The organism is Staphylococcus sp. EG-SA-14 (assembly GCF_017151935.1).
Lineage (GTDB): Bacteria > Bacillota > Bacilli > Staphylococcales > Staphylococcaceae > Staphylococcus > Staphylococcus aureus.
Map to the genome: position 1 here is coordinate 13,844 of NZ_JACVZM010000017.1, position 21,248 is coordinate 35,091.

The 21,248-nt window shown below is 31.6% G+C and carries 25 protein-coding genes; 19 read left to right on the forward strand and 6 right to left on the reverse strand.

Annotated features, from left to right (window positions below):
• The first annotated feature begins 97 nt into the window (after positions 1 to 97).
• The 8 genes from sarX to IDG63_RS10240 all read left to right on the forward strand — a co-directional run bounded on the left by sarX (position 98) and on the right by IDG63_RS10240 (position 5,582).
• A complete protein-coding gene (gene sarX / locus IDG63_RS10205; protein WP_001090985.1) occupies positions 98 to 457 on the forward strand; it encodes an HTH-type transcriptional regulator SarX in 360 nt (119 codons plus the stop codon).
• Between the two features lie 189 nt (positions 458 to 646).
• Entirely contained in the window at positions 647 to 1,363 is a 717-nt protein-coding gene (locus IDG63_RS10210; protein ID WP_000532966.1) for a YebC/PmpR family DNA-binding transcriptional regulator, read from the forward strand.
• Positions 1,363 to 1,836 (forward strand): cupin domain-containing protein, encoded by a 474-nt coding sequence (locus tag IDG63_RS10215; protein WP_000833478.1) that lies wholly within the window; start codon positions 1,363 to 1,365, stop codon positions 1,834 to 1,836. Before IDG63_RS10210 ends, IDG63_RS10215 begins: the two co-directional genes overlap by 1 nt.
• Positions 1,837 to 1,927: 91 nt before the next feature.
• Positions 1,928 to 2,044: a hypothetical protein gene (locus IDG63_RS10220; protein ID WP_001789973.1), complete on the forward strand. Its 117-nt coding sequence runs from the start codon at positions 1,928 to 1,930 to the stop codon at positions 2,042 to 2,044.
• Between the two features lie 144 nt (positions 2,045 to 2,188).
• Positions 2,189 to 2,833 carry a ribonuclease FAU-1 family protein gene (locus tag IDG63_RS10225; RefSeq protein WP_000865624.1) on the forward strand — a complete coding sequence of 215 codons (645 nt, stop codon included), beginning with the start codon at positions 2,189 to 2,191 and terminating at the stop codon, positions 2,831 to 2,833.
• A gap of 116 nt (positions 2,834 to 2,949) precedes the next feature.
• Positions 2,950 to 3,816 (forward strand): LysR family transcriptional regulator, encoded by an 867-nt coding sequence (locus IDG63_RS10230; protein ID WP_000687412.1) that lies wholly within the window; start codon positions 2,950 to 2,952, stop codon positions 3,814 to 3,816.
• Between the two features lie 60 nt (positions 3,817 to 3,876).
• A complete protein-coding gene (locus IDG63_RS10235; RefSeq protein WP_000367125.1) occupies positions 3,877 to 5,097 on the forward strand; it encodes a sugar efflux transporter in 1,221 nt (406 codons plus the stop codon).
• Positions 5,094 to 5,582, forward strand: coding sequence for a DUF456 domain-containing protein (locus tag IDG63_RS10240; protein WP_000152582.1), 489 nt, complete (start codon positions 5,094 to 5,096; stop codon positions 5,580 to 5,582). The genes IDG63_RS10235 and IDG63_RS10240 overlap by 4 nt, the downstream gene beginning before the upstream one ends.
• Positions 5,583 to 5,680: 98 nt before the next feature.
• Here IDG63_RS10240 and IDG63_RS10245 read toward each other — a convergent pair whose 3' ends face one another.
• Positions 5,681 to 6,370 (reverse strand): DUF1129 domain-containing protein, encoded by a 690-nt coding sequence (locus IDG63_RS10245; protein ID WP_000842860.1) that lies wholly within the window; start codon positions 6,368 to 6,370, stop codon positions 5,681 to 5,683.
• Positions 6,371 to 6,496: 126 nt separating this feature from the next.
• On the opposite strand from IDG63_RS10245, the gene IDG63_RS10250 reads away from it, so the two are divergent.
• From IDG63_RS10250 to IDG63_RS10265, 4 genes are all read left to right on the forward strand, one after another.
• On the forward strand, positions 6,497 to 6,940 hold the full coding sequence (locus tag IDG63_RS10250) for a GNAT family N-acetyltransferase (RefSeq protein WP_001259679.1): 444 nt from the start codon (positions 6,497 to 6,499) through the stop codon (positions 6,938 to 6,940).
• Positions 6,941 to 7,006: 66 nt separating this feature from the next.
• Positions 7,007 to 7,396, forward strand: a complete 390-nt coding sequence (locus IDG63_RS10255) for an SA0632 family lipoprotein (protein WP_000733435.1) — start codon at positions 7,007 to 7,009, stop codon at positions 7,394 to 7,396.
• A gap of 137 nt (positions 7,397 to 7,533) precedes the next feature.
• Positions 7,534 to 7,833, forward strand: coding sequence for a hypothetical protein (locus tag IDG63_RS10260; RefSeq protein ID WP_000545116.1), 300 nt, complete (start codon positions 7,534 to 7,536; stop codon positions 7,831 to 7,833).
• A 79-nt stretch (positions 7,834 to 7,912) separates the two neighbouring features.
• A complete protein-coding gene (locus IDG63_RS10265) occupies positions 7,913 to 8,455 on the forward strand; it encodes a GNAT family N-acetyltransferase (protein WP_206176430.1) in 543 nt (180 codons plus the stop codon).
• Between the two features lie 95 nt (positions 8,456 to 8,550).
• Here the strand turns inward: IDG63_RS10265 and IDG63_RS10270 are convergent, their stop codons facing one another.
• From IDG63_RS10270 to IDG63_RS10285, 4 genes are all read right to left on the reverse strand, one after another.
• The gene (locus tag IDG63_RS10270; RefSeq protein ID WP_000820892.1) at positions 8,551 to 9,117 is read right to left on the reverse strand and encodes an LOG family protein; all 567 of its coding nucleotides are present in this window, start codon (positions 9,115 to 9,117) and stop codon (positions 8,551 to 8,553) included.
• Position 9,118: 1 nt separating this feature from the next.
• Positions 9,119 to 9,577, reverse strand: coding sequence for a YaiI/YqxD family protein (locus IDG63_RS10275; protein WP_000148828.1), 459 nt, complete (start codon positions 9,575 to 9,577; stop codon positions 9,119 to 9,121).
• 2 nt (positions 9,578 to 9,579) lie between these two features.
• Positions 9,580 to 10,263: a hypothetical protein gene (locus tag IDG63_RS10280; protein WP_000358495.1), complete on the reverse strand. Its 684-nt coding sequence runs from the start codon at positions 10,261 to 10,263 to the stop codon at positions 9,580 to 9,582.
• A 171-nt stretch (positions 10,264 to 10,434) separates the two neighbouring features.
• The gene (locus tag IDG63_RS10285) at positions 10,435 to 11,310 is read right to left on the reverse strand and encodes an undecaprenyl-diphosphate phosphatase (RefSeq protein ID WP_000469890.1); all 876 of its coding nucleotides are present in this window, start codon (positions 11,308 to 11,310) and stop codon (positions 10,435 to 10,437) included.
• A gap of 218 nt (positions 11,311 to 11,528) precedes the next feature.
• On the opposite strand from IDG63_RS10285, the gene IDG63_RS10290 reads away from it, so the two are divergent.
• Positions 11,529 to 13,160 carry an ABC transporter ATP-binding protein/permease gene (locus IDG63_RS10290; protein WP_000737187.1) on the forward strand — a complete coding sequence of 544 codons (1,632 nt, stop codon included), beginning with the start codon at positions 11,529 to 11,531 and terminating at the stop codon, positions 13,158 to 13,160.
• On the forward strand, positions 13,157 to 14,830 hold the full coding sequence (locus IDG63_RS10295) for an amino acid ABC transporter ATP-binding/permease protein (protein WP_000857622.1): 1,674 nt from the start codon (positions 13,157 to 13,159) through the stop codon (positions 14,828 to 14,830). The genes IDG63_RS10290 and IDG63_RS10295 overlap by 4 nt, the downstream gene beginning before the upstream one ends.
• 126 nt (positions 14,831 to 14,956) lie before the next feature.
• On the opposite strand, the gene mgrA is transcribed toward IDG63_RS10295, so the two are convergent.
• Entirely contained in the window at positions 14,957 to 15,400 is a 444-nt protein-coding gene (gene mgrA, locus IDG63_RS10300) for a global transcriptional regulator MgrA (RefSeq protein ID WP_001283444.1), read from the reverse strand.
• 226 nt (positions 15,401 to 15,626) lie between these two features.
• On the opposite strand from mgrA, the gene IDG63_RS10305 reads away from it, so the two are divergent.
• The 5 genes from IDG63_RS10305 to IDG63_RS10325 all read left to right on the forward strand — a co-directional run bounded on the left by IDG63_RS10305 (position 15,627) and on the right by IDG63_RS10325 (position 21,181).
• Positions 15,627 to 16,553, forward strand: a complete 927-nt coding sequence (locus tag IDG63_RS10305; RefSeq protein ID WP_000794408.1) for a CobW family GTP-binding protein — start codon at positions 15,627 to 15,629, stop codon at positions 16,551 to 16,553.
• 102 nt (positions 16,554 to 16,655) lie between these two features.
• A complete protein-coding gene (locus tag IDG63_RS10310) occupies positions 16,656 to 17,564 on the forward strand; it encodes an aldo/keto reductase (protein WP_000435109.1) in 909 nt (302 codons plus the stop codon).
• 34 nt (positions 17,565 to 17,598) lie between these two features.
• Positions 17,599 to 17,886 (forward strand): hypothetical protein, encoded by a 288-nt coding sequence (locus tag IDG63_RS10315; protein WP_000180416.1) that lies wholly within the window; start codon positions 17,599 to 17,601, stop codon positions 17,884 to 17,886.
• A gap of 282 nt (positions 17,887 to 18,168) precedes the next feature.
• Positions 18,169 to 19,722, forward strand: a complete 1,554-nt coding sequence (locus IDG63_RS10320) for an SLC13 family permease (RefSeq protein WP_001288054.1) — start codon at positions 18,169 to 18,171, stop codon at positions 19,720 to 19,722.
• 85 nt (positions 19,723 to 19,807) lie between these two features.
• Positions 19,808 to 21,181 carry a cryptochrome/photolyase family protein gene (locus tag IDG63_RS10325; RefSeq protein ID WP_000952035.1) on the forward strand — a complete coding sequence of 458 codons (1,374 nt, stop codon included), beginning with the start codon at positions 19,808 to 19,810 and terminating at the stop codon, positions 21,179 to 21,181.
• Positions 21,182 to 21,248 lie beyond the last annotated feature (67 nt).

The following is a 21,248-nucleotide window of genomic DNA, read 5'->3' on the forward strand; positions in this document are numbered from 1 at the left end:
GACAACGTATTAAAAACAAATGAGAAAGACAATGGCAAAAAAATTTAAGATAATAATGACAGAAGCATTGTCTTTATATATTTGGGGGTGCAACATTTTGAATACTGAGAAATTAGAAACATTGCTTGGCTTCTATAAACAATATAAAGCATTATCTGAATATATTGATAAAAAATATAAGTTGTCGCTAAATGATTTAGCAGTCTTAGATTTAACGATGAAGCATTGCAAAGATGAAAAAGTACTTATGCAATCATTTTTAAAAACTGCAATGGATGAGCTAGATTTAAGTAGGACAAAATTATTAGTTTCTATAAGAAGACTAATTGAAAAAGAAAGACTTAGTAAAGTTAGATCATCTAAAGATGAGCGTAAAATTTATATTTATTTAAATAATGATGATATATCTAAATTTAATGCTTTATTTGAAGATGTAGAACAATTTTTAAATATTTAATTGAAATTGAGTGTCGAAAGCATAGAATTTGCTTATCGGCACATTTTTAATTTATACATATTTTAAAACTAAGTAACAGTTTGAAGAAATCGTAGTTCAATAATGTTAATTGTGAAAATGTATATAAACATAAAAAAATCATGTATAATATATGTTGTTAATTAAACAGTTCGAAAGCGAGATGACATTATGGGACGTAAATGGAATAACATTAAAGAAAAAAAGGCCCAAAAAGATAAAAACACAAGTAGAATATATGCGAAATTTGGTAAGGAGATTTATGTTGCAGCAAAATCTGGTGAACCCAATCCAGAATCTAACCAAGCTTTAAGGTTGGTGCTTGAACGCGCTAAGACATATTCAGTGCCGAATCATATTATTGAAAAAGCAATAGATAAAGCTAAGGGTGCTGGAGACGAAAACTTTGATCACCTAAGATATGAAGGATTTGGCCCAAGCGGATCAATGCTAATTGTTGATGCGTTAACAAATAATGTAAATCGTACTGCCTCTGATGTGCGAGCTGCTTTTGGTAAAAACGGCGGTAATATGGGTGTATCTGGATCAGTTGCTTATATGTTTGATCATGTGGCAACATTTGGTATTGAAGGAAAGTCTGTTGACGAAATACTTGAAACATTAATGGAACAAGATGTAGATGTAAATGATGTGATTGACGATAATGGATTGACAATAGTCTATGCTGAACCAGATCAATTTGCAGTCGTTCAAGATGCGCTTCGTGCAGCAGGTGTTGAAGAATTTAAAGTTGCTGAATTTGAAATGTTACCTCAAACAGATATTGAACTTTCTGAAGCGGACCAAGTAACATTTGAAAAATTAATCGATGCATTAGAAGATTTAGAAGATGTACAAAACGTATTCCATAATGTGGATTTGAAATAATGAAATCAGCAGAACAATGGATTGATGAATTGCAACTTGAATCACATCCTGAAGGTGGTTTCTATAGAGAGACAATTCGAGAAGTATTGAAAGATGAACGCAGAGCGCCGTTTAGTAGTATTTATTTTTTACTTACAGATGACAATATTTCGCATTTTCATCGAATTGATGCTGATGAAGTATGGTACTATCATGCTGGCGATTCTCTAACAATTCATATGATAAATCCGGATGGGGAATATACGACTGCAACATTGGGTACTGATATCCAAAATGGAGATGTATTGCAATATGTAGTGCCTAAAGGAACAATTTTTGCTTCTTCAATCGAAATTTCAAATACTTTTAGTTTAGTAGGTTGTATGTGTCAACCGGCATTTGAGTTTAAGCAATTTGAATTGTTTAAGCAATCTGAATTAATTACGCAATATCCGCATCTTAAATCAGTAATTGAAAAATATGCTTTAAAATAAAAATGATCAATGAAGTGGTTTGAAGGTTGTTAATAAACCTTTGGGTCACTTCATTTTTATATGTATTCTTGATTGAATCAGAATAGATTTGATGCTTCAGCTGTTTTTAATGAAAATAGCATTAAATGATTTTGAAAACGATAAGAGTGTGTTATTTATATTTTTGAAAAATCACTTTTATGAAGAAATGTGTGTACTATCTAATTAATATTGTCTATTTTAAGTAAATTGAAGCGAGTTGTAGTAAAATAATAATAAATATTTTCATATGATTAACAAAAGCTATAAAACTGTATCATGACATGACATCATTTATGTAGTTTTATATAATAATGACAAGGAGTTGGTGACTGTGAAAGTAAAGTATATAGATAAACGTCACTGGCGTCGCCTAATTGATAGGGAATACACAGAGGTAAAAGTTAATAATAATAGGTTTAAGGGTATTATAGGCTTAGTCACGATGAAAAAGGTTCGTGATCCTTTAGAGGTGACGGTAGTTGGACAAAATATCATTGTCGCAGATGACAATTATAAATGGTTGCAAATACTACCTGAAAAAAAACGTTATAGTATTACTGTAATGTTTGATAATAAAGGCAATCCATTAGAATATTATTTTGATATAAATATCAAAAATATAACGCAAAAAGGTAATGCGCGTACAGTAGATTTATGTTTAGATGTTTTAGCATTACCAAGTGGTGAATATGAGTTGGTAGATGAAGATGATTTAATGTTTGCATTAGAAAGTGAGCAAATTACAAAAAAGCAATTTCATGAAGCATATATGATTGCACATCAAATTATGGCAGAGTTAGAAAATGATTTTAAAGGATTCCAAAAGAAAATCATGTACTGCTTTAATAAAATTAATGCAAAGGCTCAAAAAAATCATCAAAAGCCACAAAATAAAACTAATATTGAAAAAAGCAAACAAATAAAGCCTAAGCAATATAATCAAACTAAAAATCACCAACAACAAAAGAAAAACTAAGTAATTCAAGCTGCAGCCATGCCAATAAAATTGGTGAAATTATTCGTTAGTAATGAACTCATGAATGCTTGTAGCCATGAAAGTTCAATAATTGAATAATTTATGGGGGGGAAATTATGAAGATTGAAGACTATCGTTTACTAATAACATTAGACGAAACGAAAACGTTACGTAAAGCGGCTGAAATTTTATATATATCTCAACCTGCTGTTACACAAAGACTAAAAGCTATTGAAAATGCTTTTGGAGTAGATATTTTTATCAGAACAAAAAAACAATTGATTACAACAACTGAAGGAACAATGATTATTGAGCATGCCCGTGACATGTTGAAAAGAGAGCGATTATTTTTTGACAAAATGCAGGCACATATTGGTGAAGTGAATGGAACAATATCAATCGGGTGTTCTTCTTTGATTGGACAAACCTTACTTCCTGAAGTTTTGAGCCTATATAATGCCCAATTTCCTAATGTTGAAATACAAGTGCAAGTTGGTTCAACTGAACAAATTAAAGCAAATCATAGAGATTATCATGTTATGATAACTCGTGGAAATAAGGTAATGAATTTAGCTAACACACATTTATTTAATGATGATCATTATTTTATTTTTCCAAAAAATAGACGAGATGATGTTACAAAGTTACCATTTATAGAGTTTCAAGCTGATCCGATTTATATAAATCAAATAAAACAATGGTATAACGATAATTTAGAACAAGATTACCATGCAACTATTACAGTGGATCAAGTAGCAACTTGCAAAGAAATGTTGATTAGTGGTGTAGGTGTTACAATCTTGCCAGAAATTATGATGAAAAATATCAGCAAAGAACAATTTGAGTTTGAAAAAGTAGAAATTGATAATGAACCGCTGATTCGTTCGACATTTATGAGTTATGATCCGAGCATGTTGCAATTGCCACAAGTTGATTCTTTTGTAAATCTCATGGCGAGCTTTGTTGAACAACCAAAGGCGTAGTTTTAGACTAATTTAGAGCCCCTAATTAATAAATTAAAAGGGGCTCTAAGAAGCGGGGTTATGGATATGTTTGTAGCGTTATTACAAATAAAGAATTATAAACTCTTTGTTGCTAATATGTTTCTACTAGGTATGGGTATTGCGGTTACGGTCCCATATCTTGTTCTTTTTGCAACTAAAGATTTAGGTATGACAACAAATCAGTATGGATTACTTCTAGCATCTGCAGCGATTAGCCAGTTTACAGTAAATTCAATTATTGCTAGATTTTCGGATACGCATCACTTTAATAGAAAAATTATTATTATTCTCGCATTATTAATGGGTGCGCTTGGTTTTTCAATATACTTTTTTGTAGATACAATCTGGTTATTCATATTACTATATGCGATTTTCCAAGGATTATTTGCACCAGCAATGCCCCAACTTTACGCATCTGCTAGAGAATCTATCAATGTTTCAAGCTCTAAAGATAGAGCTCAATTTGCCAACACAGTATTACGTTCAATGTTCTCATTGGGCTTTTTATTTGGTCCATTTATTGGTGCCCAATTAATCGGTTTAAAAGGCTATGCTGGATTGTTTGGTGGAACAATAAGTATCATTTTATTTACTTTAGTACTTCAAGTGTTTTTCTATAAGGATTTAAACATTAAACACCCTATTAGTACGCAACAACATGTTGAAAAAATTGCTCCTAATATGTTTAAAGACAAAACGCTTTTATTACCATTTATTGCATTTATTTTATTACACATTGGACAATGGATGTATACGATGAATATGCCTTTATTTGTTACTGATTATTTAAAAGAAAATGAGCAACATGTCGGTTATTTAGCTAGTTTATGTGCTGGTTTAGAAGTGCCATTTATGATCATTCTTGGCGTTTTATCATCTAGATTACATACTCGAACATTGTTGATTTATGGAGCGATTTTTGGTGGTTTATTCTACTTCAGCATTGGGGTATTTAAAAACTTCTATATGATGTTAGCAGGACAGGTATTTTTAGCTATTTTCTTAGCGGTTCTTTTAGGAATTGGTATTAGTTATTTCCAAGATATCTTACCAGATTTTCCAGGATACGCCTCAACACTATTTTCTAATGCAATGGTTATTGGACAGTTAGGCGGTAACCTATTAGGTGGTGCTATGAGTCACTGGGTAGGTTTGGAAAATGTATTTTTTGTATCAGCAGCATCAATCATGTTAGGTATGATACTTATATTCTTTACTAAAAATCAAAAAATTACAAAAGAGGATGTGATATCAACATGACAATTATTTTATGGCTACTTATCATCGCTGCCTTCATGTTAGCATTTGTTGGGTTGATTAAGCCGATTATTCCTTCTGTTTTAGTATTATGGGTTGGCTTTCTAATCTATCAATTTGGCTTTCATAATCAGCATTTATCATGGGTGTTTTATGTATCTATGGCATTGCTAACAATACTAATTTTATGTGCGGACTTTTTAGCTAATAAATATTTTGTGAATCGCTTCGGTGGTTCTAAGTTTGGAGAGTATGCAGCTTTAATTGGTGTGGTTATTGGATGTTTTGTTTTACCGCCATTTGGAATTATTATTATACCTTTTATTTTGGTATTCATAGTTGAATTAATACAAGGCTATTCATTTGAAAGAGCAGTTAAAGTAAGTATAGGTTCAATCGTAGCATTTTTAACAAGTAGTATAGCTCAAGCAATCATTATGTTTATAATGATTGTATGGTTCTTTATAGATGCTTTATTGATTAATTAATAAAAAGCTTATTGCAAAATATGTTTTTCGGTAACTGTAATTTAGTGATTTTATCATTAACAGTACCAAATTCGCATATGATGTAATAAGCTTTTTGTTTATAAAAATGTATGAGAATGTTTTTTCGAAATATTTCTTTCAATGCGTAATCCAATAGGCATAACTATAAATGAAAATATAATAAATACCCAATTGCTTACCTGAATATATGGTCCAAAGGCAAGTAATGATTGTGGAATAAAGAATACATAGAAAAATCCTACAATTAGTAGAATGATTGCTAAATAGGTGAATATCCATATCCAATTTGAATTGTTAAAACACTGCAGTTGTATTGTTTTAAAACTAAACCATATAAATAAAAAGACAATAAAGAATCCGACGACTACTGAAAACGGGAACGAAACAAAATATAAATTACTTCCATTTTTTTCCATGAAAAATCCTAAAAATCCTTTGAGAAAACTAACAATCCCAATTAATAGAACGATGTGTTGATAGATATATTTAAAAATATTTTTAAATGTTTCATTAGGCATCGCTTTTAGTTCTTTTATTGCATGTGCTTTTGGGTCGTGATTGAAAAAATCTAAGGCTAATAAACCATGTTGTTCTGCGCTTAATAATTGTTTAAGTATACGGTTAATAATTAACTCTGTATCATGAGGATTGACGCGAAAGTCAGAGCGCATATAAGTCATATAATTCTCGAAGATTTCTCTATCAGTATTGCTTAATCTTAATGATTTAACATTATTTTCTTTTGTTAATTGCGCAGTACTTTTCATTGTTACTTAAGCGCTCCTTTAAAAATGTTTAATTCCAAATTAAAATGGAAATGATTTTATAGTATTAATAAGGTCAATCATATCATATTAAACGCATAAATATAACGATTAATATTGGAGAGGAAAATGAGGACACTTAATAAAGATGAACATAATTATATCAAGCAAATAGCTAATATACATGAGACATTATTGTCGCAAGTAGAATCCAACTATAAATGTACTAAACTGAGTATTGCTCTTAGGTACGAGATGATATGTTCAAGATTAGAACATACAAATGATAAAATTTATATATATGAAAATGAAGGTCAATTAATAGCGTTTATTTGGGGACATTTTAGTAATGAAAAAAGTATGGTTAACATTGAACTGCTATATGTTGAACCACAATTTCGCAAACTGGGAATAGCTACGCAACTGAAGATTGCGCTTGAAAAATGGGCAAAAACTATGAATGCAAAGCGAATAAGCAGTACAATTCATAAAAATAATTTGCCAATGATATCTTTGAATAAAGATTTAGGTTATCAAGTGAGTCATGTGAAAATGTATAAAGATATTGATTAGAATTAGGATTATGTTGCTAATTCATGTTAAAATTAAAAAAGATTTAATGACGTTAAGGAGTTTTATATGAAGAAATTAATCATCAGTATTATGGCGGTCATGCTATTTTTAACAGGTTGTGGTAAAAGTCAAGAGAAAGCCACTCTGGAAAAGGATATCGATAATTTACAAAAAGAAAATAAAGAATTAAAAGACAAAAAAGAAAAGCTTCAACAAGAAAAAGAAAAATTAGCAGATAAGCAAAAAGACCTTGAAAAAGAAGTGAAAGATTTAAAACCTTCAAAAGAAGATAACAAGGATGATAAAAAAGACGAAGACAAAAATAAAGACAAAGATAAAGAGGCATCACAAGATAAGCAATCAAAAGATCAAACTAAGTCATCGGATAAAGATAATCACAAAAAGCCTACATCAACAGATAAAGATCAAAAAGCTAATGACAAACACCAATCATAATTGAATTGCTTACTTGTTATAGATGAAAGGTACAGCGTTTTAAACCTTATTTTAAGGGTATGTATTAATTAAAATGTGGTCATGATTGAAACAGAACGTAAAAATAGACAACGTAATTAATAAAGGAGAGAAACGGCATGCATGAACAAGATTTTAGAATTTTAGAGGGTCAAGATATTACTTTGCCAGAATTGGGTAGAGAATTAGAAAATATTACAGGGCGCACGATTGCTGATTCTACTGGCGAAATTAAGCGTGTAATTGCACATTTACCAAACTTTGAGTCCGATACTGATACTTTTGTTGCTACATATCGTTTAAACCATCAACAAGATTTTATAGATGCAACTTTTACTGCGCTGAAATCAGATAGAGCACGTTTAAAAGAAGTGCCAGTTCATGTTGAACTTATAAGTTATATTTCTAAATCAAAATAAACTGCTATCTAAAACGCAAAGTTGATCAAAATATCGATTTTGTGTTTTTTATTGAGAAATTATATAGGAGTGTCAATCGATGATTTATTGTGAAACAGAGCGTTTAATATTAAGAGACTGGCATGAAGATGATCTGTTACCTTTTCAAAAAATGAATGCGAATTATGACGTACGTAAATATTTTCCAAGTTTATTGAGTTATCGTCGTTCAGAATTAGATATGAGAACTATGGATGCGGTTATTAAAGATTATGGCATTGGATTATTTGCTGTAGAAGATAAAGAGACACATCAATGGATAGGCTTTATAGGTTTGAATTATATTCCAGAAACAAGCGATTATCCATTTAAAGAATTACCGCTTTATGAAATAGGTTGGCGCTTGTTGCCAGAATTTTGGGGAAAAGGATTAGCAACTGAAGGCGCAAAGGCAACGTTGAAGTTAGCAGACCAACATCAAATATACGATGTCTATAATTTTACAGCAGAAGCAAATAAAGCTTCACAACGTGTAATGGAAAAAATTGGCATGACAGTGTATGATCATTTCGAATTACCCAATCTAAGTAAGTATCATTTATTAAAAAGGCAAGTGCGCTATTACATTAATCTTCGAAAGTGAAAAATTTATACATAAGCGTAACAAACACCCCTAACATTGTTTAGCTGATGATAACAATATTAGGGGTGTTTGTTTATTCTTTAACCTTAGAATGATTAATCGTATGAACGAGTACCCAGAGGTTTGAAATTTAATATTGATTCTATTAATGATTCCTTAGTGTCGCATAACGGTGCAAGAGCACGATACTTAGGATCAATAAAACCTTCCTCAATCATATGGTCAATCATTGTTTGTAGTGGATTGAAAAAGCCATTAATATTATAAATGGCAATAGGCTTTTCATGGATACCTATTTGAGCCCAACTATACATTTCGAAAAATTCTTCTAGTGAACCTGCGCCACCAGGAGCCATGACAAATGCATCTGCAAGTTCTGCCATTTTATTTTTACGTTCATGCATAGAATCAACTAAAATTAATTCAGTTAAACGTTGGCTTGTGATTTCATGTTCATCTAACATTTTAGGCATGACGCCAATAGCTTTGCCGCCATGATCTAATACACCATCTTGAATGGCACCCATAATGCCAATTGACCCTGCACCAAATACTAATTCATAACCTTGTTCAGCAAAATATTTACCTAAATCGTATGCTTTTTGTACATATGAAGGGTCATGACCTTTGCTTGCACCACAATAAACTGCGATTCGTTTCATGTTAATCCAGCTCCTTAATTCGATGAATGACTTTTAATAGTGATTGTTCAAACACTTTTTGATCTTGCTTTGTAAAAGGTGGGGGACCTTTGTGGCGACCACCTTGTTTTCTAATTTGTGCATTCATATATCGTTTATCTAATAGTTGTTGAATATTTTTGGAATTGTATATCTTCCCATTATGATGCATGACAATTAAGACTTTGTCGACTAATAAACTTGCGAGTCCATAATCTTGAGTGACTACGATATCATCCTTCGTTGATAATTGAACAATTTTGTAATCAACTGCATCTGGTCCATCATCAACATATAATGTTGATACATGTGGGGGATATAATTGGTTCGAAAAATGGCTGAAGCTCCGAATAATTGTCACAAAAATGCCTGTCTCAGTTGTTAAATCTATAATAGAATCAACAACAGGACAAGCATCTCCATCAATAATAATATGTGTCACAATTATGCCTCTGTATTGTTTTCATTATTTTGTTGAGAGGCGCTTTTGGCAACGTAATCTTTATATTTTTTAAATGACTTGATGCGTGCTTTATCAGCTTCTTGTTGGCGTTTTTGTTCTTCTTTGTGTCGTTTTTCAATATTTTTTTGTAACTTTTTATTCATTTTAGCGATTTCTTTGCAATTTTTTTCAGCTAGTTTATCGCCTTTTTTCTCAGTTTTCTCATCTAATTTATTAGGTGTTAAGCCTGCTTTTTCTTCGTATTTTTGTGATTTTTTCATATCTTTAATACGTTGTATTTCATTCTTTTCGCGGGCTTTTTGCTCTTCTTTATGACGCTTTTCGATATTTTTTTGAAGTATTTTATTCATTTTATCAGCGTCTTTACGATTTTGTTTAGCTAATTTTTCGCCTTTTTTCTCAATATAGGCAGGATCATGTTCTCTAGCAAACTTTTTAAGTTCACGTTTATTTTCAAAATCTTGTTTTTTATCGCCGACATATTCTTTAACATCACTCGCTGTGTTACTGATTGCTGCAGATGTTTTTGAAGCAACTTTACTTGTAGCATCTGTAACTTTTTGTACGTCCGGATGTTGTTTGATACGTTTACGTTCAACAATTAACGGTACCAATACAATTGGTAATACATTAATCATAAATTTGATGACTTTTTTCTTATCCATAGATCTTGCCTCCATAATTACTTTATTAATTTTACATACCCTATGATACATCAATATAAACGATGATAGTAGTGAATCACTATTAAGTATTTCAGATGTTTTTTAAAAGAAGACAATAAAAACTGCCAATCAAGTGGTTCCTTAATTGACAGTCTATATTTTAAAAGGAAATTAAATACCTTTACCAATGCCAAATCCGAAGTAAAGTATAGCAATAAAGATTACTAATACAATTCTGTAAATGGCAAATGGAATTAATTTGATTTTGTTAATTAGATGCAAGAATGTTTTGATTGCAATTAGTCCAACAGTAAATGCAGCTAAAAAGCCTAAAATATAAAAAGGTATATCAGCAATCTGAATATCTTGATAATGTTTTAATAAAGATAAACCACTAGCTGCTAACATAATTGGAACAGCCATAATAAATGTGAAGTCCGATGCTGCTTTATGATTTAATTTCATTAATACCCCAGTTGAAATTGTTGAGCCTGAACGGCTGAAACCAGGCCACATAGCTACTGCTTGAGAAATACCAATTACAAATGCTTGGAAATAACTGATTTGATCTACTGTTTGTGGGTTTTTAACTTTAGCTGAGTATTTATCAGCAATAATCATATAGATAGCACCTACGAATAAGCCAATCATAACAGTTGGCACACTAAATAAATGTTCTTCGATGAAATCATCAAATAGTAAGCCTAAAATACCTGCTGGCACCATACCCACTAATACATGTAATAAATTTAAACGTCTTGGCTTTGAACGTCTTTGTTGATCGTTATCTCCTTCAACATGTTTGTGTTTACCAATATGTAAAATCTCTAAGAAGCGTTCGCGGAACACCCATGCTGCTGCAAAGACGGATCCTAATTGGATGACGATTTTAAATGTAAATGCTGACTGAGAACCTAAAAATTCAGATGATTTTAACCACATATCATCAACTAGGATCATATGTCCAGTAGAGGAAACAGGTGCAAATTCTGTTAATCCTTCGACGACCCCTAAGATAATACCTTTTATTAATTCAATGATAAACATAATGTACCCACTTTCATTACTCAATTTAATTTATTTAAATATCAAAATTACCATATCATGATAGCATATTCATTTAAAGACATGCTAGTTATAGTTATAATACTAGACTAAAGATGTATATATTCATTTTCTTTTACATGTAAAACTACAATATTTTATTGAGCTATTTAATTTGATTTTAAGGAAAACCTTTTATAATAGGTTTAGGTGATATAATTGTGAAAAAATTAACAACATTACTGTTTCAATATAAAATTTTTCCGGTACTCATGTTCTTGGTCAGTACTGGTCTCGGCATACTCGTTATAACGCAAAATATTTTAATAGCAGATTTTTTAGATAAAATTATAAGACATCAATTTCAAGGTTTATGGATTGTATTATTTATTTTATTAGGTGTTTTACTTTTAAGAGCAACTGTGCAATTTCTAAATCAATGGTTAGGTGATACATTAGCATTTAAAGTTAAGCATATGCTTAGACAGCGGGTTATTTATAAAAATAATGGTCATCCAATCGGTGAACAAATGACTATACTCACAGAAAACATTGATGGTTTAGCACCTTTTTATAAGAGTTATTTGCCTCAAGTGTTCAAATCAATGATGGTTCCGCTCATCATAATCATTGCAATGTTTTTCATCCATTTCAATACCGCATTAATTATGTTAATAACTGCACCATTTATTCCTTTGTTTTATATTATTTTCGGTTTGAAAACGCGAGATGAGTCAAAAGATCAAATGACTTATTTGAATCAATTTAGTCAACGGTTTTTAAATATTGCTAAAGGTTTAGTGACGTTAAAGCTATTTAATCGTACAGAGCAAACAGAGAAGCATATTTACGACGATAGTACTCAGTTTAGAACTTTAACAATGCGCATTTTACGCAGTGCTTTTTTATCGGGATTAATGCTCGAATTTATAAGTATGTTAGGTATTGGATTGGTTGCATTGGAAGCAACGCTAAGCTTAGTAGTATTTCATAATATTGATTTTAAAACTGCGGCAATTGCGATTATTTTAGCGCCTGAATTTTATAATGCAATTAAGGACTTAGGGCAAGCGTTCCATACTGGAAAACAAAGTGAAGGTGCCAGTGACGTTGTGTTTGAGTTTTTAGAACAACCGAACTATAATAATGAATTTCTATTAAAGTATGAGGAAAACCAAAAGCCATTTATTCAGTTAACAGACATATCATTTCGATATGATGATTCTGATAGATTGGTATTAAATGATTTAAATTTGGAAATATTTAAAGGTGATCAAATTGCACTTGTAGGTCCAAGCGGGGCAGGTAAATCCACTTTGACACATCTTATTGCAGGTGTTTATCAGCCAACAATAGGTACTATAAGTACAAACCAGCGTGATTTAAATATAGGAATACTTAGTCAACAGCCATATATTTTCAGTGCTTCTATAAAAGAGAATATTACGATGTTTAAAGATATAGAAAATAATACTATTGAAGAAGTGCTAGACGAAGTAGGTTTATTAGACAAAGTGCAATCTTTCACAAAAGGCATTAACACAATAATAGGTGAAGGAGGCGAAATGTTATCTGGTGGACAGATGAGACGCATAGAACTTTGCCGTCTTTTAGTTATGAAGCCAGATCTCGTTATATTTGATGAGCCTGCAACTGGTTTAGATATTCAAACAGAACACATGATTCAGAACGTTCTGTTTCAACATTTTAAAGATACAACGATGATTGTCATTGCACATAGAGATAATACAATTCGCCATTTACAACGACGCTTGTATATAGAAAATGGAAGACTGATTGCTGATGATCGCAATATTTCAGTAAATATAACAGAAAATGGTGATGACTTATGAAAACACGACTAAAATTTCAAGTAGATAAGGATTTATTGTTAGCTATAGTTGTTGGTGTTTGTGGAAGTTTAGTTGCGCTCGCCATGTTTTTCTTAAGTGGTTATATGGTGACACAAAGTGCACTTGGTGCGCCACTATACGCTCTGATGATTTTAGTCGTTACAGTAAAATTGTTTGGGTTTTTAAGAGCTATTACTCGATACGTAGAGCGCCTTATTTCTCATAAAGCTACATTTACAATGCTACGTGATATTCGGGTACAGTTTTTCGGTAAATTAGTAAATGTCATTCCTAATGTTTACCGTAAACTGAGTTCTAGTGATTTAATTTCACGTATGATTAGTCGTGTTGAGGCATTACAAAATATATATTTACGTGTTTATTATCCACCAGTCGTTATCGGTTTGACAGCGCTAGTTACAGTAATAGTTTTGGCGTTCATTTCAATCAGCCATGCGCTATTGATTATGGTTAGCATGTTGTTTACTTTACTCGTTGTTCCTTGGTTAAGCTCAAAAAAAGCACGTACTTTAAAGAAACATGCAGCTAATGAACAGGCCCGATTTTTAAATCATTTTTATGATTATAAAGCTGGTATGGATGAACTACGTCGATTTAATCAAATTAATCATTATCGAGATAATTTGATGGCTAAATTAAATCATTTTGATAAATTACAACTTAAAGAGCAACGCTTTTTAACGATTTATGATTTTATATTAAATATTATTGCTATGCTTTCGATTTTTGGTAGTTTAGTTCTAGGATTAATTCAAATTAATGCAGGCCAACTAAATATTATTTATATGACGAGTATAGTTTTAATGGTCTTAACTTTATTTGAACAAGCTGTACCAATGACAAATGTCGCGTATTATAAAGCGGATACTGACCAAGCATTGCATGATATTAATGAAGTGATATCTGTACCTTCTACTAATGGAAAAAACCGTCTTAATGATAAGTATGATGCAACGAACATTTATGAAGTTAAGGACGCTAGTTTTAAGTATTGGAACCAGCAAACGTATGTGTTGTCGGATATTAATTTTAATGTTAATAGAGGCGAAAAGATTGCGATTGTGGGGCCTTCTGGTTCAGGAAAAAGTACATTACTACAAATTATGGCTGGGTTATATCAATTAGATAGTGGCTCTATTCGTTTCGAAAATATGGATATGTTTGAAATAGATGACAAAGATAAGTTTGAATCGTTAAATGTCTTGCTACAATCTCAACAATTATTTGATGGTACAATACGTCAAAATTTATTTACCGATGAAAGAGATGAAGCAGTGCAAGCAATATTTAAGCAATTAGATTTAGAACATTTGGCACTAGAACGTCAAATTGACTTAGATGGTCATACATTATCTGGCGGAGAAATTCAGCGTTTAGCGATTGCGAGGATGTTATTAAAAGATACTGCATCAACATGGATTTTAGATGAACCAACAACTGCATTAGATAAACAAAATAGTTTAAAAGTTATGGATTTAATTGAAGCACATGCAGAAACATTAATTGTTGCTACACACGATTTAACTTTATTGTCACGTTTTGAGACCATCATTGTGATGATAAATGGTAAAATAGTTGAAAAGGGAAACTATCAACAATTACTCGCTAATCAAGGTGCTTTATGGAATATGATTCAATATAATGCATAAAAAAACTGCTTGATAGGCTAAGAAACCTTTCAAGCAGTTTTTTAACTAACAAGCTTACGCGTGCTAATTGTTTTTCTATTCTTAATAAATTCTAAACATTACTTTAATTGTCATGACAAAAGTTAATTATTTTTCCTTTGTTTCATCAAATGCATGAATGACTTTACCTAATAAGCGATTAAGTTCTTTAACTTCATCTTGAGATAAAGAAGAAGCTGAAGCGACTTTGTCAGATGCATTACTTAATTCTGGTCTAATAGTTTCACTTTTGTCAGTCAAGTGAATAAATACTTCACGTTGATCGACTTCGGAACGTTCACGCTTAATTAAGTCTACTTGTTCCATTCGTTTTAATAATGGTGATACTGTACCAGTATCGAGTGCTAATTCAGTTACGACTTTCTTGACGTTTACAGGAGATTCATCCCATAAAATTGTTAAGACAAGAAATTGTGGGTATGTTAGATTGTACTTCTTAAAAACTTTGTTAGAGTAGTAGCGATTAACTTGTCTTTGAGCATTGTACAAACTAAAGCATAGCTGTTCTTTTAAATTATGTTGATCAGACATTAAAGTTCTCCTCCAGACATACTATCCGTTTTTTTCTCTTTTCGGATTGGTAATCATTAAAAAGTTGATTGTTTATTAATTCACAACTTTCTTTGATTCAATGCCATGCTAAAATTAAAGTATGTTTAAAGTTTAGAAGATATTTTTGATTAAATCAAGCAAAAAGATAATTTAATATATATGTTATCATTTTTAAAAATAACTGTAATAGAAAAGAGAATATAAAATGAAAAATAATAAAGATGAAAAAATAAGAATATCCATAATTAACGGATTTTTGGGTAGTGGTAAAACCACGTTACTGACACATTATATTAGTGAATTATTAAAAAATGATGAGAAAATTAAAATCATCATGAATGAATTCGGTACTTTTGATATTGATAGCAATAGTATTTCAAATGAAATTGAAGTCCATTCATTGATTAATGGTTGTGTTTGTTGCGATCTTAAACAAGAACTTGTCTATGAACTAAAAGCCATTGCTTTAAAAGGGGACGTTAATCATGTCATCATAGAAGCGACAGGCATTGCGCATCCTTTGGAATTACTAGTTGCATGTCAAGATCCGCAAATCGTTAATTTCTTTGAAAAGCCGATTATTTATGGTGTATTAGATGCGACTCGATTTTTAGAACGTCATCAATATACCGAAAATACAGTTTCGCTGATGGAAGATCAGTTGAAACTAAGTGACATGATTATTATTAATAAAATTGATCTTATAACTGATGACAGTCTTGAGAAAATTGATAAGCAATTAGGTATGATTTGTGCAAGTATTCCAACTTATAAAACAACCTATGGAAAAGTTTCGTTGGAAGAATTGGACTTAACTGTTAAAGACAGAGAGATATCGTCTCATCATCACCATCATCATGGGATTAAAAGTATGACTTACACGTTTACAGGTCCGATTGATCGTCAATTGTTTTATCAATTTATAATGAAATTACCGGAATCTGTTCTACGTTTGAAAGGTTATGTGTCATTTAGAGATCAACCAAATGCAATTTATGAATTTCAATATGCATATGGTTTACCAGACTATGGAATAATTGGCATGCAATTACCATTAACGATTGTTATTATTGGTGAAACTTTAGATACAAATCACATACGTAATCAATTGGATATGCTACAATTTACGTAAATCAGAAAATGTGTTGTTTCAATTTAACGGAAATAGCACATTAATTTCTTAATACTTTTATTGTGAATATTTTGTGACATTGAGGGATGGAGTGGATGAGATATGGAACAAATAATGATTAATCACTATGTTCATTTTTCTAGGCTTGTACAAGGTTTTTGGCGTGCAAATGAATGGAAGATGACTGCGAAAGAGTTAAATTATTTTATAAATGAATTAGTTGAACGTGGAATTACAACGATGGATCATGCTGATATTTATGGGGATTATCAATGTGAATCACTGTTTGGTAATGCTTTGGATTTATCACCCGAATTAAGAAATAAAATTCAAATTGTTACGAAATGTGGTATCATTTTGCCTTCTAAGCAATTTGATTTTACAAATGGACATCGTTATGATTTGAGTAGTAAGCACATCGTGAAATCTGTTGAACAGTCATTAATCAATTTGAATGTAGATTATTTAGATAGTCTACTCATTCATCGTCCTTCACCATTGATGGATCCAGAACAAGTTGCTGATGCATTAACTAAACTTGTTAAACAAGGTAAGTTGAAGTCATTCGGGGTGTCGAATTTTAATCATTCACAATACCAATTGTTAAATCAATATATTATGAAAGAAAGACTACATATTAGCATCAATCAATTAGAATTATCGCCATATCACGTTGATAGTTTACAAGATGGAACAATGGATTCAATGTATCAAAACCATGTTCAAATTATGGCTTGGAGTCCTTTTGCAGGCGGTAAAATTTTCGACAAGGAAGATATTAAAGCGCAACGTATTATGAAAGTTGTTCAATCAATAGCTGACAAATATGGTGTGAGTGACACAGCTGTGATGATAGCATGGTTAGTAAAAATACCGCATAGTATCATGCCGATACTTGGAACAAGTCAGTTAAAGCGTATTGATCAAGCAATCGAAGGGCTACAACTTAATTTAGATGATCAGTCGTGGTTTGACATTTACACCGCTATTATCGGACAAGATATTCCGTAAACTTATTTACTTTTAAATCATAAAGGAGCATATCATGACAAACGAAGATAAACGTTTCGAACAATTAAGATTTGAACGCAAATTTATAGTTATTCCGTATTTAATTTATGCAGTCATTGTATTACTATTAAATATTTTCTATTCGGATTTGAAAATAACAATGACATTATTCGGACTTTTCTTTGCGTATAATGTAGTCATTTTGTTCATAGCATTTATTAAACATTATAAACGCACATTGTTACTAAGTCTTATATTAACAGTGCTTAGTGGCGCGGCATTCTTTGGAATTATTTATGTTTATGGCATTAATCATTTTTAAATATTAAAAAGAGACTATCTACAATAATCTCATTTGCATTTTATCTAACTAAGTTTAACTTTTGCTTAGAAAAATGGTGCTATGAGGATATTCAGTAGATAGTTTTTTTATGATCTAATATTTAAACTTAGATATCGTTTTGTAATTAACCGAGATAACTCATCACCTAGCAATATTATTTACAAAATATTTCGATAAAATTGTGTATTTTGCATAAATTAAAAATGTATGTTTTAAAAAATTGTTATAATTAAATTAAGATTAAACAAAGGGGTGACTGTTATGTCAGAAGAAAAACATGTAGTTGAACATGAACAACAAAAGAAAGAAAAGACAAAAAAGCAATACAAGCCATTTTGGATTGTCATGAGTTTTATAATACTTATAGTTGTACTATTACTCCCGGCACCTTCAAGTCTGCCGATAATGGCTAAGGCAGTACTAGCTATTTTAGCTTTTGCAGTTATTATGTGGGTAACGGAAGCTGTATCATATCCGGTGTCAGCAACTTTAATTATCGGCTTAATGATATTACTTTTAGGATTTAGCCCGGTTCAAAATTTAGGGGAGAAGCTAGGTAATCCGAAAAGTGGCAGTGCTGTTTTAGCTGGAAGTGACCTTCTAGGAACTAATCATGCATTATCATTAGCGTTTAGTGGATTTGCAACTTCAGCTGTAGCTCTCGTTGCAGCCGCATTATTTTTGGCTGCTGCTATGCAAGAAACGAATTTGCATAAAAGACTAGCTCTTTTAGTGTTATCAATTGTTGGTAATAAAACTAGAAATATAGTTATTGGAGCAATTATCGTTTCAATTGTACTTGCATTTTTCGTTCCTTCTGCAACAGCTAGAGCAGGGGCAGTTGTACCAATCTTGCTGGGTATGATTGCGGCATTTAAAGTTTCCAAAGATAGCAAGTTAGCGTCTTTATTAATAATTACTTCAGTACAAGCTGTGTCAATTTGGAATATTGGTATCAAAACGGCGGCAGCACAAAATATCGTAGCGATTAATTTTATAAACCATCAATTAGGATTTGATGTTTCATGGGGCGAGTGGTTCTTATATGCAGCGCCTTGGTCCATAGTTATGTCCATAGCTTTATATTTCATCATGATTAAAGTGATGCCTCCAGAAATTAATACAATAGAAGGTGGTAAAGATTTAATAAAAGAAGAATTGCATAAACTTGGCCCCGTTAGCGCACGTGAATGGCGCTTAATTGTTATATCGATGTTATTATTACTGTTTTGGTCAACTGAAAAAGTATTACATCCGATTGACTCTGCATCCATTACTATTATTGCTTTAGGTGTTATGTTAATGCCGAAAATTGGTGTCATGACATGGAAACATGTTGAAAATAAAATACCATGGGGAACAATTATCGTGTTTGGTGTAGGTATTTCACTAGGTAACGTTCTTTTGAAAACAGGTGCAGCTCAATGGTTAAGTGATCAAACTTTTGGTGTTTTAGGTTTAAAACATTTACCTATTATCGCGACAATTGCACTTATCACGCTTTTTAATATATTGATTCATTTGGGCTTTGCGAGTGCAACAAGTTTATCATCAGCGTTAATACCTGTTTTTATTTCGCTAACCTCTACGTTACACTTAGGAGACCAGTCTATAGGATTTGTTTTAATTCAACAATTTGTTATTAGTTTTGGTTTCTTATTACCTGTTAGTGCACCTCAAAATATGTTGGCTTATGGCACTGGTACTTTTACGGTTAAAGATTTCTTGAAGGCAGGTATACCATTGACAATTGTAGGGTATATTCTAGTGATAGTTTTTAGTATGACTTATTGGAAATGGTTAGGTTTACTTTAATTAAAAATATAAATAAGAATCTAGGTTATTTTAAAGTGACAAAAAGCTTAATAAAATAAAAAGATAATTGAAGGGTGTTTTGTTTATGGCAATTGCTGTGTTATTAAATCGAATGTTTCGAATGGAACACAATCCATTATTTGAATATATTTATCAACAAAAAGAAGACATTGATGCATGTTATTTTATCATTCCGGAAGAGGACATGTCTTCAGCTTCTGATTTGAAAGCACAGTTTTATCGCGGTACTTTGCAGCGCTTTTACCAATCGTTGCACGCAGAAAAGCTCACACCTTATGTCATGTCTTATGACGATATCATTTCATTTTGTAAAGAAAACAATATATCTGAAGTAGTGATTGCGGGTGATATTATGAGTTATCATCTTGAAGAATATGATATTTTACATCAACGTTCTTTATTCAATGAAGCACGTATTGCCGTTACTTTAATACGTGGGAATCATTACTTTAAAGCGAGTAAAACAATGAATCAACAAGGGGAGCCATACAAAGTTTTTACTAGTTTCTATAAAAAATGGCGACCTTACTTGAGGCATAGAGACGTATATCACTATGATTTAAAATCATTCGAAGACTTTGTCATTGCATCACCTGATGATTTAGTGTTTGATGACATAGCGTTTGGATCCTCACAAATAATTGAACAGAATAAATGGCAACATTTTTTAGATCAAGATATACAGAATTACGAAAGCGGAAGAGACTATTTACCTGAAGTGTTAACAAGTCAGCTAAGTGTTGCTTTAGCATATGGATTATTAGATATTATTGAAATTTTTAATGATTTATTGGCGCGTTATGATCAAGATGAGGCAAACTATGAAGCATTTATACGTGAACTCATTTTTAGAGAATTTTATTATGTGTTAATGACACAGTATCCAGAAACCTCATACCAAGCTTTCAAACCTAAATATCGACAGATAAAATGGTCGCAAAATGAAACGGATTTTAATGTATGGTGCGAAGGGCAAACAGGATTTCCAATCATTGATGCAGCAATAATGGAATTGACACAAACTGGTTTTATGCATAATCGAATGAGAATGGTTGTGTCGCAATTTTTAACCAAAGATTTATTTATAGATTGGACATGGGGAGAAAAATTCTTTAGAAAGCACCTTATTGACTATGATGCAGCATCAAATATTCATGGATGGCAATGGTCTGCTTCTACAGGTACGGATGCAGTACCGTATTTTAGAATGTTTAATCCAATAAGACAGAGTGAACGCTTTGATGCTAAAGCTTTGTATATCAAAACATATCTTCCGATTTTTAATCAAATTGATGCAAAATATTTGCATGATACACAACGCAATGAGTCCAACCTTTTTGAACAGGGGATTGAATTAGGTCGTCATTATCCAAGACAAATGGTAGATCATCAAGAAAAACGTACACAAGTTTTAGCTACATTTAAAGCGCTAGACTAATTCGGCTCAATTGATAGATCAGGCATGAGTAAAATCTGGAGCAGAATATAAAGTTCTTAAGCAATAT